Source organism: Acetobacteroides hydrogenigenes, from assembly GCF_004340205.1.
GTDB lineage: Bacteria > Bacteroidota > Bacteroidia > Bacteroidales > ZOR0009 > Acetobacteroides > Acetobacteroides hydrogenigenes.
Genome location: NZ_SLWB01000011.1, coordinates 40,099 through 58,092, shown reverse-complemented (window position 1 = coordinate 58,092; position 17,994 = coordinate 40,099). Strand labels below are relative to the sequence as shown.

Here is a 17,994-nt window from a genome sequence, read left to right as displayed (position 1 = left end):
ACGTTGCATTAATTATCCTATTTCCTTAAGCCGATATTGCAGCATGGCATTCTAAAGAATTGCCGATGTGCAAGCCGCTTGTAGTCCTATTTACTTAACTTTGCAAATTAAGATATTATTGTAGTGCTATGGATTTTAAGCTTACATCCGAATTTAAGCCCACTGGTGATCAGCCTGAGGCTATTCGTCAGCTGGTGGAAAACATTAGGGGCGAAAGCAAGTACAACGTGCTTCTTGGGGTAACGGGTTCTGGTAAAACGTTTACCATGGCAAACGTAGTGGCGCAGCTCAATCGCCCTACACTTATCCTTAGCCACAATAAAACGTTGGCTGCTCAGCTTTACGGAGAGTTTAAGACCTTTTTCCCCGAAAATGCGGTGGAGTACTTCGTATCGTACTACGACTACTACCAGCCCGAGGCCTATATTCCGACTACCGATGTTTACATCGAAAAGGACCTGGCCATTAACGATGAGCTTGAAAAATTACGCTTGAGCACTACATCGGCGTTGCTATCGGGTAGGAGGGATGTTATTGTGGTATCATCTGTATCGTGCTTATACGGCATCGGAAACCCCGAAGACTTTCATGCAACAACCATAAAGCTTAGACGCGGTCAAATTCTTAGCCGAAACAAGCTGCTTTACGGCTTAGTGGATGCGCTTTACTCGCGCAACGAGGTAGAGTTTAGCCGTGGACGCTTTAGGGTTAAGGGCGATACGGTTGATGTTTACCTTGCCTACAGCGATAGTGCTTACCGTATCTCCTTTTGGGGAGATGAGATAGAGAGCCTGGAGATATTTGATCCTATAACGGGTTCAGTTATCGATGAGCCGGATGAGGTGCTTATTTATCCAGCAAACCTATTTGTTACCACCAAGGAGCGGATGAACAACGCCATTCGTCAAATTCAGGACGATTTAGTGCAGCAAGTAGAGTTCTTTAATAGCGTAGGGAAGTTTGCGGAAGCAAAACGCCTAAAGCAGCGCGTTGAGTACGATATGGAGATGCTGAAGGAGCTGGGATACTGTCCGGGTATCGAAAACTACTCTCGTTACTTTGATGGCCGAAAACCGGGAATGCGCCCATTCTGCTTGCTCGACTACTTCCCCAACGATCGATTGATAATAATTGATGAAAGCCACGTAACGATACCTCAGGTTCGCGCTATGTACGGTGGCGATTACTCGCGCAAGAACAACCTGGTTGAATACGGGTTCCGACTTCCTGCAGCAATCGATAACCGTCCGCTTAAGTTCGACGAGTTTGAGACGCTGGTGAATCAGGCCGTATTCGTAAGCGCTACGCCAGCCGACTATGAGCTGAAAAAGAGTGAAGGAGTGATTGTGGAGCAGGTTATTCGTCCAACAGGACTGCTTGATCCGGTAATAGAGGTTCGCCCAACGGCAAACCAAATAGACGATCTTCTAGAGGAGATTTACAAGAGAACGGAGAAGGAGGAGAGAGTTCTTGTAACTACGCTTACCAAGCGTATGGCCGAGGAGCTAACCAAGTATCTAGTCCGTATGGGCATTAGAACCCGCTATATCCACTCCGATGTGGAAACGCTGGAGCGAATTCAAATAATGGAAGACCTACAAGCGGGTTTGTTTGATGTGCTGGTAGGGGTTAACCTTCTTCGCGAGGGGCTCGACTTACCGGAAGTCTCTCTTGTTGCTATTCTTGATGCCGATAAGGAAGGATTTCTTCGGTCTGCGCGTTCGCTAACCCAAACGGCAGGGCGTGCCGCTCGTAATATAAATGGTTTGGTAATTATGTATGCCGATAAGATTACCGATTCGATGGAGAAAACCATTAGCGAAACCAACCGTCGGCGCGAAAAGCAGGCCAGTTACAACATCGAGCATAACATTACGCCTCGTCAGGTTTACAAATCATCTAAGGGAGCGTTGAGTAGCGATTTATTGGCAAAACCTGCCGAAGAGAAAGCCTATTTAGAACCCGAAAAGATTAGCGTAGCTGCAGATCCCGTGTTAGGCTACATGTCTAAATCCGAAATACAGAAGTCTATTCAGCAGGCAAAAGAGAATATGGAGAAGGCGGCTAAGAATTTAGACTTTATAGAGGCGGCCAAGTATCGCGACGAAATGTTTGCTCTAATTGAGCTTGCTGATAAAAAGACCAAGTAGGCCTATTCCTCTGATACAAGCAAAAAGGACAGATCTTCAATTTTGAATCTCTGTCCTTTTATTGTGTGTGAAAAATGGGGCGTATTAATTATGTCTGCATTTGCAGTACATCTCATTTGTTGCAATAACGATGCCTATTTTTTCCTTCTTCTCTTTGGTTAGCCTTATAGACTGCTGTTAATGTATTTATATTTAGTGGTATATATAAGATAAAAAAGTTGATGTCTTTTTGTTGTTGCTGTATAATTAATTTATAGGCTGTTGATTTTATTCTACACATTGCGAAATCAGTGCCTAAAAGTGAGGATTGTTGTTTCGTTCGGGTATGCCGATCTTTTTTAAGGGAAGAAATATGTTCTATAGCTAATTGGTTAACACTAATTATTTGTTTCACTGGTTACATTTTTATTTTTCATGCGTCTTATAGGTGGAATTACCCCAAAAGGACAAATTAATTATGAAGTTAGTCCGAATTAATTCCAAATGTTGTAGTAGAATAGTTGTGCACATCTTAATTCATCTACGTTCATTTTATTAATGAATTAGTTTTTGTTTTACAAAAAATGTATAATGATGAGAACGATGAAATGTTTCCTAATTGGAATGTTAATTCTAGTAGGAAGTTATGCAAGTGCAATTACTGCAAAAGAAAGGACTCTAGTAGGTAATTATTTCCTACAAAAATCACTAGTTGTTGACGATATTAGGTCTATCCTTGCAAGGAATGACGATGGAAACCTTAAGCCTGTTTTTATCTATCAAAAGGCTAATGCAAATAGGACCTTAGATGGTGATAAAACCTTTGTACATGTTGAAAATCTGGATATAACAAATGAAGGCGATAAGACAAAGGTTGTTCTTATTTATCATATCGATAACCATATTGAAGTAACTCACACTTTTATTTCAGATGATAATAAGAATTGGAAAGCAGAAGATGCTACAATTCATATCTTCAATAGTAAGGAAATCTAGCATAGCATTTTCTTATAAATAATCTGATTATAAAATGAAAAGGACAGATTTTCTAGGTTGAATTTCTGTCCTTTTATTGTGTGTGAAAAATGGGGCAAACTTCATATTGCACGTCATGGCAACATGGTTAGTTTTACAATTGTCGTGCCTTATTCTCATTTACAGTTTTGTAATTTATTTTTTATAGATAAACTATTCCAAAAGTCTGATTATCATATTTGTTTTTTATGTAGTATTTTAATATAAGTTTTTTAGCAATAACTCGAGGCGTAATACTGTTGAAATTATTCCTCAGAATGATAAAAAAGCGGTCTGTAATTCTACAGACCGCTTCGTTTTATTTATTGGTAAATGCTATTCGTTTTTACCGTGGCAAGATTTATACTTTTTGCCGCTACCGCAAGGGCAAGGATCGTTACGTCCTATTTGCTTCCCTACCTTTACTGGCTCGTTGCGTTTTGGCTCACTAGCGTTCGATGATAGTTCGTTGCGACTAGTGCTTAGCCTGTTAAGATCTACCTTCTGACGATTTTCGCGCTGCTCTTGCATCTGAGGCCTTTCCTGTTCTGTTTCACGGAATGGAATGTGGCCACGAAGCAGTGACGAAAGCACATCGCGATTAACCTTCTCGAGCATTGAACGGAATAGGTTGTACGACTCAAACTTATAGATCAATAGAGGATCTTTTTGTTCGTAAGTAGCATTCTGTACCGATTGCTTTAGCTCATCCATTTCACGAAGGTGCTCCATCCAATGCTCGTCTATGGTAACCAGCATAATGGTCTTAGAGTACGACTTAATTACCTCTTTACCCTTCGAATCGTATGCTTTCTTTAGATTCGAAAGAATGTTGAAGCCCTTATGGCCATCGGTAATTGGAACAACGATATTTTGGTATTGAGCTGCTTGATGCTCGTAAACATCCTTAATTACGGGCCAAGCATGATCTGCTATTTGGTGTGCTTTACGCTCGTATACAGCCTTAATATTTTCGTAAATACGATCGGAAAGAGCCGTTTCGCTTAGAGATTTAAACTCTTGTTCAGTAATAGAGGTTTCAATTCCGAGCTGTCTGATAAGTTCTAGTTGGTAGTCCTCGTAATCCATCTTACCATGAACTTGCTCGGCAAGGGTAAGAGCATAATCGCTCATCATATTGTCGATATCTACCTCTACGCGTTCGCCATTTAAAGCGTGGCGACGGCGGGTGTAGATAACCTCACGTTGCGAGTTCATAACGTCGTCGTATTCGAGCAAGCGCTTACGAATTCCGAAGTTGTTTTCTTCAACCTTCTTTTGAGCACGCTCAATAGACTTCGAAATCCAAGAGTGTTGAATTACTTCTCCTTCCTTAAGGCCAAGGCGGTCCATCATTTTAGACATTCTATCTGAACCAAATAGGCGCATCAAGTCATCTTCTAGCGAAACGTAGAAGAGAGATGTTCCTGGGTCTCCTTGACGACCTGCACGACCACGTAGCTGGCGGTCTACACGACGAGATTCGTGACGTTCTGTTCCAATAATAGCCAAACCTCCTGCTTCCTTAACTTCTGGGGTTAGCTTAATGTCGGTACCACGACCTGCCATGTTGGTTGCAATTGTAACCTGACTTGCACGACCTGCTTCTGCTACAATCTCCGCTTCGCGTTGGTGCTGCTTCGCATTAAGTACGTTATGCTTTATACCTCGAAGCTTAAGCATACGCGAAAGCAATTCTGAAATTTCAACGGAGGTTGTTCCTACAAGAACAGGACGTCCTGCTTCTGTAAGAGCTACAATCTCGTCTATAACAGCGTTGTACTTTTCGCGTTTAGTTTTGTATACCATATCGTCCATATCCTTGCGGACAATGGGACGGTTAGTTGGGATTACAACTACATCCAACTTGTAGATTGACCAAAGTTCACCTGCCTCTGTTTCGGCAGTACCGGTCATACCTGCAAGCTTATGGTACATACGGAAGTAGTTCTGTAGTGTAACCGTTGCAAAGGTTTGAGTTGCAGCCTCTACGGTAACTTTTTCTTTTGCTTCAATAGCTTGATGTAGACCATCAGAATAACGTCTTCCTTCAAGGATACGTCCTGTTTGCTCATCAACAATTTTAACCTTGTTGTCCATCACCACATACTCAATGTCCTTTTCGAACATCGCGTAGGCTTTGAGTAACTGGTTAACCGTATGAACGCGCTCTGATTTAATGGCGTACTCTTCGAGCAGCTTATCCTTTGCTGCAAGTTTTTCTGTTGGATCTTGTATGTTCTTCTCAAGATCGGCAATTGTACTTCCTATATCAGGAAGAATAAAGAAACTTTTATCGTCAAACGACTTAGAAATTAAATCGATACCCTTATCGGTTAGCTCTACCGAATTTTGCTTCTCATCAATAACAAAGTACAACTCATCGGTAATGATGTGCATGTTCTTGTTATTGTCTTGCATGTAAAAGTTCTCAGTCTTAAGTAGCAGTGATTTAACACCTGGTTCGCTGAGATACTTTATTAAAGGCTTATACTTTGGAAGTGCTTTGTGAACTCTTAATAGAAGTTTTCCTCCTTCTTCCGCATTGCCTTCGTTTATAAACTTTTTAGCATCGGAAAGCAGTTGGGTTGCTAATTTTTGCTGAACGTTGTAAAGCTTCTCGATGTTAGCATTATACTCGTTAAACAGCTGATCCTCTCCTTTGGGAACAGGACCTGATATGATTAACGGAGTACGAGCATCGTCAATAAGCACAGAATCGACCTCGTCTACAATGGCAAAGTGGTGCTTGCGCTGAACGAGGTCTTCTGGGTTAAACGACATGTTGTCGCGGAGGTAGTCGAAACCAAACTCGTTGTTTGTACCAAAGGTAATGTCGCTGTTGTATGCTGCACGACGAGCTTCAGAGTGTGGCTCATGCTTGTCGATGCAGTCCACAGATAGTTCGTGGAATTCGTAGATTGGCCCCATCCATTCCGAGTCACGACGCGCAAGGTAGTCGTTTACGGTTACAACGTGAACGCCTTTACCTGCAAGTGCATTTAGGAATACGGGTAGGGTTGCAACCAGCGTTTTACCTTCACCAGTTGCCATTTCAGCAATTTTACCTTTATGAAGAACTACACCACCAATAAGCTGTACGTCGTAGTGAACCATATCCCAGGTGATCATTGATCCACCTGCCATCCAGTTGTTAGCCCAGAAGGCCTTATCGCCTTTTATAACAACGTTCTCCTTTTTGGCCGCTAGGTTGCGGTCAAAGTCTGTCGCTGTAACTTCTAACTGGGTATTTTCTTTGAAACGACGAGCTGTTTCTTTAACAATAGCAAAGGCTTCTGGTAGTACTTCAAGAAGGACAACCTCTATAGTATCGTCAACCTGCTTAGTTAGCTTGTCAATTTGTGTATAAACCGTTTCCTTTTCTTCGATGCTAATCGTATCCGATTCCATCTGAGTCTTAAGATCGGCAATTTTAAGCTCATCCTCAGAAATTCTTTCCTTGATGATTTCGCGAAGCCTTTTGCTTCTAAGCCTTAACTCATCGTTGCTAATTTGAGCAAGGCTAGGGTAAATTTCTAGAGCCTTTTGGACATAAGGCATAACCTCCTTAATGTCTCGATCAGATTTACTACCTCCTAAAAAGGCTTTCAATAGAGCGTTTACTATACTCATTAGACCTATAATATTTTGTTATTGAGCACAAATAGTTGTTCGCTTAATGTAAGCGACACCAAAGATAACAAAAATAGCGAGTGTACACTTCTAAATGCTGTAAGTACAGCATAGAACAGTTAATTCTTTTTAAAATGGAGGGGAATTATTTGCACACAGATCTATTCAAAATCAAGACCAAGGGCTTGTTTTAGCGTAAGCACTGCTGGATTTTTCTGGATCATAAACTTAAACTTCTCGTCAATGGTGTAGGGACGTGCATTTGTGCTATCAGCCTCTACAACATTAAATTCGAGTTCGAGCAAGGGCATTCCTAGCGATTTACGGATGTAGCTGATGATCTCGTTGTAGTTAGTCATCAACTCGTCCTTCTGCAGCTGGTTTACAACGTCGAAGGTGATGAGGTTATCATCAATAATGCTAGGCTTGTTTGCAAGGAGTGCATTCCCTATTCGAGGTCTTGATGCTTTGATGTGGCTCGCAAGTCGATTCCATACCTGTTCTAGATTTTTTGGTGTAAAATCGACTTCCTCTACCATAGAATTAAAGGATTCTTCAATATCATCCATGTTCTCCAAGGCATCGCTACCTGTATCGCTTGCCGATGTCTGCGATGCTGTTGCTGTGGGGGCTATTTTTCCCGACATGGCATCTTTTACAGAAAAGGATGGCGTTCGTTTCAGAGATGGGAGGGACGGACGTGCTTGTGCTTTAGGCTCTGCTTGTTTCTGAGCAGTGTCTTTGACTATACTTGTTTGATTCTGTGATGATGTTGTAGAATTGTTTGTTGATGCTGTTTGAGCAGAACTAGCGGTATCTACACCGCTCATTAGTTCACCTAGATTTCGTTCGCTAATTTTTTTTTTCTTCACCAATGTAGCAAAGGTGAAGCAGCGCAAGTTCTACATGAAGTCGAGGGTTACTACTCGATCGATATCCTACATCGCATTTATTTGAGGCTGCCATTGCCTCGTAAAGGTAAGCTACGCTGCAACGAGCCGCTTGATCTTTATATCTGTTGGCAATGCTGGCTCCAACTTCGAGTAGTTTTGTTGATTGTGGATCTTTGCAAACGAGCAGATCGCGGAAATGGATGCAAAGTCCAATCATAAAGTGTTGAGCATCGAATCCCTTTGCCAATATTTCATCGAAAAGAACAAGTGCTTTAACGTGATCTTTTGCTAAGAATGAGTCGGTTAACCGGAAGTAGTAGTCGTAGTCGAGCACGTTAAGATTTTCGATAACCTTAGCGTAGCTGAGATGTGTACCGCAAAATGCGACTACTTGGTCGAATATTGATAGCGCATCGCGCATAGCACCATCTGCCTTGTGTGCTATAATATTTAGGGCTTCTTCTTCGAATGTAATACCCTCTTTTTGTGCAATCTGGGTAAGATGCTTTACGGTATCTTCAACGCCCATTCTGTTGAAGTCGTATATCTGACAACGAGACAGAATGGTTGGTAATATTTTGTGCTTTTCGGTAGTTGCAAGTATAAAGATGGCATGTGCAGGTGGTTCCTCTAGCGTTTTAAGAAACGCATTAAACGCACCAGACGAGAGCATGTGAACCTCGTCGATGATGTATACCTTGTATTTACCAATCTGCGGAGGAATGCGTACCTGATCGGTCAGGGTACGTATATCTTCAACCGAGTTGTTCGATGCGGCATCGAGCTCGTGAATGTTGTATGAACGACCTTCGTTGAAGGCCTTGCATGATTCACACTCGCCGCATGGCTCCATGTCGGCTGTCGGGTTGAAGCAGTTGATGGTTTTGGCAAAGATTCTGGCGCACGTTGTCTTCCCAACACCACGAGGACCACAGAATAGGTAGGCGTGTGCTAGCTGCTTTCTCTGTATGGCATTTTTTAGGGTTGATGTTATAGACCCTTGACCAACAACAGTATCGAAGCTTGCCGGACGGTATTTACGTGCTGATACAATAAATTCTCCCATTCTTTTGTCCCAATTCTATGTTCTTCTTCACAAAGATAGTCACCCTTCCCGCATTTCAAAAATATAGGGTGAGATTAAATTCTCACCCTATACTATTTTGTTGAAATGATTGGTTGTCTTTATATTGCTAGTTGCTTATAACTTCTACATAGGCAACGTAGTTATGCTCTTTGGTTACTCTGGCATCAGCAAGTGTAATATAAGCCGCCTGCTTTTGGTTGTTGGTGTTTATAATCTTTACGCTTTCTTTTTGGTTTATCGGCTTGATTTTATCCACATCGCAGATAGCATTTACAATGCCTTCACCTTGAACCTGCTCTTTGGGGAATAGCTTGCTTATAGGCATGTTAATTATTTCGGAGGGTTGGTATCCCCATACTTCTGCAGCCTTCTTGTTGAATACCTCAATAATTCCTTGTGAGTTGAAGCAAACCATTGCGATAGGGGCGTTATCAACTGTTTTATCGTTGCGGATTCGGATTCTTTCAACCTCTTTATATTGGAGGGCCAACTGTTCGCGAACCTCTCTAATTCTTCGGTTAATCTCCTCTTCAGTTTTCGAAAGCGCATCCTTTAGCTGTTCTGTAGTTTCTTGAAGCTGAAGATACTTGTCTTCAACTGCCTTTATTGCAGATTTGTCAGTTCCAATTAGTACAATCTTAACGATATCGTCGTTAAAGTTTCTGATACCGATTAGGGTAATATCTAATGCCTTAACCTGGCCATCAAAGCTGGTAAAGTTGATGGTTCCTTCAAAGAAACCTTGGTTGACAAGCTTCATCCATGCTTTTTCAAACTGAGGCTTGTCAAGATCGTTGATGAATTCGTTGATGTTATAAACAGTCTGAACATCATTGTATCCTAGTTCGGCTTTTAGCTTATCGTTTACAACTACAAGATCACCTGTATTGGTGAGCTCTGCTTGAAGGAGCGAGGAGTTTACTGCCGAAACAATAGATCTCATCTCTAACTCTTCTTTCTTCTGATCGGTAACTTCTAGAGCTAGTAAAAGCACCTTATCCATTTCTCCATTGCTGCGGTTTACGCGGCTCAATGAGGTAAATAGGTAGATCGTTTTATTGATAAAAGTTACACACTTTAGTTCACCTTCGTGGCATTTGTCTTCTGCAACAAGGTTTGCCCAACTATTACGGAATGAAGTAAGGGATTCAGGATGAATGAACGAGGTAATGTTCTTTTCGTAGACATCGTCGAAATGAGGAACCTCGAATTTTTCGAGGAATTGGTCGTTGGCTGCAACAAGATTTCCTGATGAGTCGAACTCTGCACGCATATGCACGCTGTCTAGTGCATTGATGTAGCCAGACAAACGCTCGGTTTGTCGAACTGCATCTTCTTGGGTTGCCTGCAATTCCTCCATGTTCTGACGCATTTCTTCTTCTTGAGAGGCAAGCATTTCTGCTTGTTCCTGAGAGTCGCGAAGAAGCATTGCCGTACGAATGTTGATCTTTACATTGGCAATGGTTGATGCAATACTCTCGGCCACTTTTTCGATGAACTCAACTACGTGAGGCTTGAACTCGTTGAAAGATGCAATCTCTAAAACACCATGTGTCTCTTCGTTGAACTTCAACGGAACTAGAAGCAAAAACTTAGGATTAGCATGTCCAAGTCCCGAGGTAATGGAAAGATATGTATCTGGTACCTTTTTTAGGTTAACGGTTTTTCCTTCCTTGGCGCATGCACCTACAAGGCCCTCTCCAAGGTTGATTAACTTATCGACATACTTACGACGCTCGTAAGCGTAGCATGCCTTCATTTCAAAAACCTTTCGGTTTTCTTGGTCTTCGGTTAGAAGATAAATACCTCCTTGGTTTGCTCTTACGTATTTTACCAGCTGGCTAATGATATTGTACGAAAGCTCCGTCATATCATCGTTGTTGGCTCGAAGTATTTCTCCAAATTTGGCGAGACCTTGTGCTACCCAGTGGCGCTCTTCGTCTTCTTTTTTGCGAATTTCTTCTTCTTGTGTGCTGGTTTTTAAAGAGTTTCTAAGGTCTAATATTGAATTGATTAGCTTGTCTTTTTTGTCAAAACCATTGCTGACTTCAAAGTTCCCCTTCTTTATTTCGTCGACTAATGCGATAAGCTTTGTATTACGCTGCTTATCCTTTTCGATGATTTCATTAAGAGTATCGGCTTTTTGTCCGGTGTGTAAGCCCCAACGATAGCCGCAAAAACCTAGCGCAAATGGAATAATATCTAAGAATAGAAACGAAACGTTTTTAGCATGCAAATCTCCAATTAAGCCTAATGTAAAGGCCTGTTTAGATACGATTGCCTCTATGCTTACGGCTATTAGCCACATTCCAACGCCAATTAAAAACAGGTAAAAAGCATACCTTCTAGAAAGTATGGTTGCATTATCCCTCATCACTACTTTTTTTGATGGACAGGTTCGAATATTCTAATGCAAAGAAAAAAATATTCTTGAATTAAATCCTAAAAATTGTACTGTAAAGAAGTTAAAAATCGAAATCCGTTTACAGCCTTTGCATTAACAACATTTCCCTTGCTATTGTAGTCAACATTTCCCCAGTAGGCTCGGTTAAACTCACCCTCAATGCCTAACTGAAAATTTTTGGACACATACATTACGTTAGGAGCAATGCGAATCATCTCTTTAAGATTTTCTGCTCTTCCGTATATTTTGGATACATTTTCAGTAAAACCATTATTGCACAAGTACCCTAAAGTTCCTCCAATTCGATATTTGGTTCCGTAGCAAAAGTTGATAAGCGTAGACGTACCTTTAGATGGCGCGTACTCTTGTATCCCAGTTGTCGGATTGGTACTGGAAACTCCATATCCGCCTTGCATTAGAAATTCGGTTAGGTTTTGCCCCCAAAGTTGCTTTGCAATGACAAATAGTTTTTCCGATGTGTAGTTGTAATATCCTAAAAATGAATTGGATTTAACTGTATTGTTGTTCTGGTACTTTTTACCGTCTGCTGCTACATTATAGATGGTTGGGCGAAGCATCTTAAAATCGTATGCAACACCAATGGTCGACTTCCCAAACGTTTTGCTCATCTGGAAGTCGAGATTTGGAATAATGGCATTTCTGAGGTAAATGGAACTTTTCCCGTTTGGACCAAGGCTTTCGTAGCTGCTCTGGTAGTTTAGTGAGCCTAGAACTTTAAAACCTGGCCCTATTGAATAGGTATATGTTATTTGTGGATTTCGGTTGAAGCATTGAAATGGGGCTCCAGTATTTAAGGAAAGAGTTCGTGGTAAAAATTGGGGTATGCTGAAGGGATGCCATGCTTGTCCTATAAGCAACGTGGATTTTGGCCAAGATAGGTTTAGGTTGGCCAATCGAAGGCGGAGAAGTGCAACTTCCGTTGTTCCTGTAAAATCGGCCTCGATTATTGCATTGGCCTTTGCTCCAAATACATCTGGACCGGATATGTTGAAGCGAAGTCTTGTTGAGAGGGCTGTTAGATTTGCAGTAGGTTGTTCATTAAGGTCTTTTCCGTTAGCATCGTATTCGGGTGCAAGAGGGTAATAGCAAAACAACCCATCTACACCATCGGTATTCTTGCGGGTATCTATCCAATAATCGGCTTTTACAAATCCTGAAATCTTAACTTTAATGTCATCGCTTTGGCCAATCGCACTAAATGCCGATACAGCGGCGGTGGCAGCAAGTATAAATCTCTTTACCATTCTATTGTTTTTTTATTGAGGCCACAAAGATATTTGAAAAAAGGGAACTTGAAATTTTAGCTTCGAGTAGTAGCACCGCTGTTCAAGAAGATAAAATAAACAATAACTTTGCTTACATATAACTAGGAGTAAAAATGGTAGGAACAGTCATCAAATCACTCGTATCGCAAGGGAAGAGGGTTATAATACCCGATTTTGGCGCATTCCTGATTAAAGATAGCACTCTCAGCAATATTCTTACAAAAGATAATGTAACGTTCAGCCCGTTTCTAAAGTATAACGATGGTTTTTTAGAGAACGAACTAGCGCACGTATGCGGCCTACATAAAGATGATGCTCGATTAAAAGTCGCATCTTTTGTTGATGCTGTAAAAAACTCTATAAGTAATGTAGACAAAAAGGTTTACGAAGTAGAAGGGCTCGGTTATTTCTATAAAGATAGACAGGGGAATGCCGCTTTCTCTATCGATCGTCCTTACGAAGAGTCAAGGGATCTGGAAGAGAACGAATTGGCTACGACAATGGTAAACAATTCTACTGTAAAAGAGGAGGAACTAGTTGGGAAGCCTGTCGATGTGTTTACCGAATCAATTCCAAATGTTATGTTCTCTTCTTCTAAGGTAGATATGGATAATCCGTTGGCAGATAAAGATCAACAGCATATTGTTGATAAAACCGAGGAAAACAATGAGAATACAGACGTGAAGAGCGAAGATAAAGAAGATGATGTTTCAGTAGGTGTATTAAACAATAAGGGGGAAATTCTAAAAAGGGAAGAGGAGATTCATCGTAGTAATTCTACTCCTAGAAAAATTTCGAAGTCATTGTTAGTTGGTTTTATACTGCTATTGGGGGCGCTATTTGTTCTTAATGTTTTTTGGACAGATATTTTTGGAACCAAGGCTGATATCTCTAAGCCTAAGATTGTTTTGGATCCAATAGATTCAGAACAAAAAGAAGTAGAAGAGAAAAAACTTGAAGCAGAGGAAGTCGCTCAAGATGCAATTGACAACGAAGTTGTTGCTACAGTAGAAAATACGGTAAAAAATACAGCGTCTTTGTCTAAGAGAGAAGGGGAAAGAGATGCAAATGTAAAAGAAGAGACAAAAGAGAACGAAAGGCTAAATGTTAACAAGAAAGCATTGGTTACAGAAGCAAAGAAGCCCGTCAAACAAGAAAGCAGTATTGATTCTAAAAGTTTTGTGGTAGTGTTGGGGTCTTTTGAGACCAATGAAAATGCCGAAAAGCATGTGGCTCATCTAGCAAAAAAGAAGATTAAAGGACGTGTCGTTCATAGAAGTAAGGTATACTCTGTAGTAACATCCAGCTTTAAGACGTACGAAGAGGCTCAAAAAGAAAAAGATCGCATAAAAGTATTGGGCGTTGATGGATGGATAAGTTCAAAATAATGGAAAGTCGCTCAAAAACAGTTGTCTATCCTGCTATTGGGGAGGTTTTCTACGTTAGGAAAAAAGGTGTTCGGCGGGTTTCTATTGTTCTTAAACCTTTTAAAGGTGTTGTTGTAACAATGCCTTTTAATATTAAACTTGACGATGCTGAACGTTTCGTGCTTCAGAAAACGGAATGGATAGAGATGGCTAAAGCAAAAATGGCTAATCTTGAAACACGAAAGACTGTTTTTAATGAATCGACTTCGTTTAGGACGAAAAAGCGAATACTTACTTTTGCTAGACATTCTTCAGAAAACAGTGTCGTGTCCTGTCGGATACTTCAAAATGAAATTAGGATATCTGTCCCCGAAGGAGTGGAAACTGAACACGCAACAGTGCAGGAATTGACTGTAAAGGCTATCGAACGAGCTTGGACCATGGAAGCAAAAGAGTTACTCCCCTTGAGGGTTTTTCAGTTAGCATCGGAATGTGGATTTAGATTTGGCAATGTGGCAGTAAAAAAGATAAAGTCGCGATGGGGAAGTTGTTCCTATCAGAATAATATCAATCTTAGTGTTTACCTAATGCAACTGCCAGATTATCTTATTGACTATGTAATTCTTCACGAATTATGCCATACGGTAGAAAAGAACCATGGGCCTAAATTCTGGGCGTTACTCGATAAGCATACTAGCGCGAAGGCAAAACTGCTAGCAAAAGAGATGAAAAAGTATAGTACGCGCTATTTTTAGGGTATAATAGAGTTCATATCGTTAATAAAATCGAGCGTTTTGCTGTAAAAGTTCTCAGAAAGCGCTTTGTAGTAGGTTTTGCGCTCTTTTGCAGAAAGTTTTTTAGGTATTTTTGAATTTATCTTTTGAATTGTTTCATGATGCAGCTTATCGCAGCGTGACATTATGCTCCAAATTAGCTCAACTTCATTGCTTGTTCCAAAAAGCAACTCTACGTAGCATTCATTTTGTACGTTATCACAAAGTGTTTTAACTCTCTTCTTTAGATGTTTTATACTTGCCATGGCTTTCTATGAGAAAAGTTTCATATGGTTAAGGTATAACTCTTTTTGTTTTAAATCAACATCGGAAATTGTTAAAATGTAAATGAGATTTATACCTCAAGGTCTATTTGTGAACGTAGTATGCTCCCTGTTTCTATGTAATTGTTTTATATTTAGATGTGTTCGAATAGAAAAGAAAAACATGCAATTCTTTACTATTACTAAAATTAGTTCTATTTTTATATTAAAAATAAAGCTATACAAAGTAAATATGCGAGTTAAATTTTTTTTCTCAATGCTGCTTATAACCATGCTTTTAGGCTGTGGTGACTCTGATAGCAGAATGGTACTTCAACCTGGTGTTTCAAAGAAACTTGCACAAGAACGAGCAGGGCTAATTGGTAATCTATCCTATGATATTCGATTTAACATTCCCAAGGGATGTAATGAAAAGGTTGATGGATATGAGATAATTACGTTCGATTTTAAGCGTGATCTTGGGCAGGTTGTACTAGACTTTACAGGCGATGCTTCTAGTATAAAAAACGTAATGTGCAACGAGAAAGAGATAGCTTACGAGTTAATTAATGAGCATATTGTTATTAGTTCAAAGTATCTCAAAAAGAGGGGAAATAGAATTGCTATTAAGTTTTTAGCAGGTGATCAGGCTTTAAATAGAAAAGACGATTTAATGTATACACTTTTAGTTCCAGATAGAGCTAGGACTGTTTTCCCTTGTTTTGATCAGCCTGATTTGAAAGCTTATTTCAAGTTGGAACTTGACTTACCTAAAGGGTGGACTGCAATATCCAATGCGAGTATAGCTGATTCTGTAACAACTTCTGGTTCTCGTACGACTTTCAAATTTCAGCAGTCTGATCTCATTAGTACTTATCTTTTTTCGTTTACTGCCGGAAAGTTCTCGAAAGCTCAAAAGGAAATTGATGGCAAAAAGTATGCTGTTCTTTATAGAGAAAATGATGCAAAGAAGGTAGCACAAAACCTTGATTCCATATTTTATATGGTAGACTATTCTGTAAGGTGGATGGAGAGGTACACCGGCATCTTGTATCCTTTCCAAAAGTACGATTTAGCAATTATTCCGTTCTTCCAGTTTAGTGGGATGGAGCATCCCGGATCGGTTTTCTATGTTGATTCTAAGATGTTTCTAGCAGAAAGTGCCACTCAACCGGAAAAAATTGCTAGGGCAGAACTTATTGCTCATGAAACGGCTCATTTGTGGTTTGGGGATCTTGTAACCATGCCGTGGTTTGACGATGTGTGGATGAAGGAGGTTTTTGCAGGCTTCTTTGCGGACAAGATTGTTAAGGAACTATTTCCATCTGTAAATAGCGATCTTCAATTTTTAATTGCTCATGCCCCTAAAGCGTATAGCGAAGATCGTACAAAGGGTACTAATCCGATAAAACAAAGGCTGGAGAACTTAAATCTTGCAGGTACCATGTATGGTAATATTATTTACCACAAAGCACCCATTGTAATTCGTTCTCTGGAGAAATTAATGGGGCAATATGCCTTTCAGAACGCTCTGCGTGAGTATCTAAGGACTTACTCTTTAGGTAATGCGAGCTGGGGCGACCTAGTCAAAATTTTTGATAAGCATGCTAGGTTTAGCGTAAAGGATTGGAGCAAGAGTTGGGTCGAAAGTGCGGGTATGCCAATCTATGCCTATGATGTATACTATAAAGACAGCGTGGGGTGTGGCATTGTGTTGCGACAGAAATTGCCATCTGAGATTAGGCTTCCTTATCTTCAACTTATTGAGTTTACCAAATTAGTGCATCATAAGGGAACCTCCCAATCTGCGCTTCTTGGTAAAAAGGGGGGCAAAGAACAAGTTCTGATATTCCCTAAATGCAGAAGAAATAATGACTGCTTTATTCCCAACTCTAATGGGTTTGGATATGGCTACTTTGAGTTGGATTCCCTAAAGTGCGCTTCGATTGTTCGTCACTATCAGAATCTGAAAAATCCGGTGCATCGGGCTTCTTGCATTGTTACCTTGTACGAGAATATGCTAAACGGCAATTTTGACGGTAAAAGTATGCTCGCTTTGCTTGTTCGTGTGGTAGAATATGAAAAGAATGAGCTACTTATTAGCATGTCTCTTGATTACCTTCTTTCTGCAAATCTCTATTTCATTTCTAAAGACGATGCTGCTACGCGAGAAATGGTTGAATGCTCACTTTGGAACGCGTATTCACATACAAATGACAATAAACTAAAGATTCAGTACTTAAGAACTATTGCAAAGGTTATGCACTCTGAAAAGTCTGCCAGAAAAATGCATGAGATATGGAGCCACGAAGTTGTTAGCGATAATAGATGGATTGGGGAGATGGATCTTCAGAATTTTGCATTTGAACTTTGCATTCGGATGCCAGAAGAATCGAGTTCTATATTAAATGTAACCCGAAAAAGTATTAAGAACATCGACAATCTGCGTCGGTTTAACTTTATTTCTCAGGCTGTCGATCCCAAAAAGATTGTAAGAGATAAGCTTTTTGAATCGTTATTGCATCTGGAAAATAGAAAGCAGGAGGCTTGGGTTGCTGATGCTCTTAAACTTTTAAACCATCCTTTGCGTAACGACGAATCGGAGGAATATCTGGCAAAAGGTTTATCCATTTTACCCGAAATCCAGCAAACGGGAGACATCTTCTTCCCCAAGAACTGGCTGTCGTCGCTCTTGTATGGGCACACCTCGGCTGACGATTACGCTATAGTTTGCGGTTACATAAGCAAAGAGGGCAAGTCTATTTCCCCGTCACTATTGTCAAAGGTTTACCAGTGTTCGGATTTGCTTAAACGATCGACAAGTATTGCCAGTAAGAAGTGAATGCATACGAGGAGCGTTCATGAGGCTATCAGTTGTGCTTACATAGCTCCATGCATGAGTAAAAAAAGCATTTTGGTGTTTGGCCGGCTCCGTTCTTGCCCAAAATAGGTTTGGAGTTCTGTTCTCTTTGTGCAAGCGTTTCAGGGTATCGGGGTATTCTTGCTTCTAGCACGGCATCTTGGTGGAGACACACTCTTCCATTTCAACAAAATTGTCCCGATTTTCTTTCTGATTAGCTTTTGCCGCGTAAAGAGATTCCCATTTTATCCTTTTTTTTAAAATGAATAATGTATGTTTGTATAA

At 40.4% G+C, this 17,994-nt stretch carries 11 protein-coding genes and 1 pseudogene; 5 read left to right on the top strand and 7 right to left on the bottom strand.

Translation table 11 applies throughout. The features are described from left to right. Window positions 1–128 precede the first annotated feature (128 nt). Window positions 129–2,150, top strand: coding sequence for an excinuclease ABC subunit UvrB (gene uvrB / locus CLV25_RS11300; protein WP_131839761.1), 2,022 nt, complete (start codon window positions 129–131; stop codon window positions 2,148–2,150). A 112-nt stretch (window positions 2,151–2,262) separates the two neighbouring features. Here the strand turns inward: uvrB and CLV25_RS11295 are convergent, their stop codons facing one another. After that, window positions 2,263–2,544, bottom strand: coding sequence for a hypothetical protein (locus tag CLV25_RS11295; protein ID WP_131839760.1), 282 nt, complete (start codon window positions 2,542–2,544; stop codon window positions 2,263–2,265). Between the two features lie 179 nt (window positions 2,545–2,723). Between CLV25_RS11295 and CLV25_RS11290 the strand changes: the two genes are divergently transcribed. Then, the gene (locus CLV25_RS11290; RefSeq protein ID WP_131839759.1) at window positions 2,724–3,125 is read left to right on the top strand and encodes a hypothetical protein; all 402 of its coding nucleotides are present in this window, start codon (window positions 2,724–2,726) and stop codon (window positions 3,123–3,125) included. 354 nt (window positions 3,126–3,479) lie between these two features. Here the strand turns inward: CLV25_RS11290 and secA are convergent, their stop codons facing one another. From secA to CLV25_RS11265, 5 genes and pseudogenes are all read right to left on the bottom strand, one after another. Continuing rightward, a complete protein-coding gene (gene secA, locus CLV25_RS11285; protein ID WP_131839758.1) occupies window positions 3,480–6,776 on the bottom strand; it encodes a preprotein translocase subunit SecA in 3,297 nt (1,098 codons plus the stop codon). Window positions 6,777–6,937: 161 nt separating this feature from the next. Next, the gene (locus CLV25_RS16185; RefSeq protein ID WP_131839757.1) at window positions 6,938–7,606 is read right to left on the bottom strand and encodes a hypothetical protein; all 669 of its coding nucleotides are present in this window, start codon (window positions 7,604–7,606) and stop codon (window positions 6,938–6,940) included. 34 nt (window positions 7,607–7,640) lie between these two features. Next, window positions 7,641–8,735 (bottom strand): annotated as a pseudogene (locus CLV25_RS16180) (DNA polymerase III subunit gamma/tau); the annotation flags it as partial. A gap of 127 nt (window positions 8,736–8,862) precedes the next feature. Further along, complete coding sequence (locus CLV25_RS11270; protein WP_131839755.1) at window positions 8,863–11,130, bottom strand: PAS domain-containing protein; 2,268 nt, start codon at window positions 11,128–11,130, stop codon at window positions 8,863–8,865. 68 nt (window positions 11,131–11,198) lie between these two features. Continuing rightward, window positions 11,199–12,425 carry a hypothetical protein gene (locus tag CLV25_RS11265; RefSeq protein WP_131839754.1) on the bottom strand — a complete coding sequence of 409 codons (1,227 nt, stop codon included), beginning with the start codon at window positions 12,423–12,425 and terminating at the stop codon, window positions 11,199–11,201. Between the two features lie 134 nt (window positions 12,426–12,559). On the opposite strand from CLV25_RS11265, the gene CLV25_RS11260 reads away from it, so the two are divergent. Further along, complete coding sequence (locus CLV25_RS11260) at window positions 12,560–13,834, top strand: SPOR domain-containing protein (RefSeq protein WP_131839753.1); 1,275 nt, start codon at window positions 12,560–12,562, stop codon at window positions 13,832–13,834. Continuing rightward, window positions 13,834–14,568 (top strand): M48 family metallopeptidase, encoded by a 735-nt coding sequence (locus CLV25_RS11255; protein WP_165877069.1) that lies wholly within the window; start codon window positions 13,834–13,836, stop codon window positions 14,566–14,568. The genes CLV25_RS11260 and CLV25_RS11255 overlap by 1 nt, the downstream gene beginning before the upstream one ends. Here the strand turns inward: CLV25_RS11255 and CLV25_RS15945 are convergent. Then, window positions 14,565–14,852 (bottom strand): hypothetical protein, encoded by a 288-nt coding sequence (locus CLV25_RS15945; RefSeq protein ID WP_165877068.1) that lies wholly within the window; start codon window positions 14,850–14,852, stop codon window positions 14,565–14,567. The two genes, CLV25_RS11255 and CLV25_RS15945, sit on opposite strands and share 4 nt — an antisense overlap. Window positions 14,853–15,033: 181 nt before the next feature. On the opposite strand from CLV25_RS15945, the gene CLV25_RS11250 reads away from it, so the two are divergent. Further along, window positions 15,034–17,691, top strand: coding sequence for a M1 family metallopeptidase (locus CLV25_RS11250; RefSeq protein WP_165877067.1), 2,658 nt, complete (start codon window positions 15,034–15,036; stop codon window positions 17,689–17,691). Window positions 17,692–17,994 lie beyond the last annotated feature (303 nt).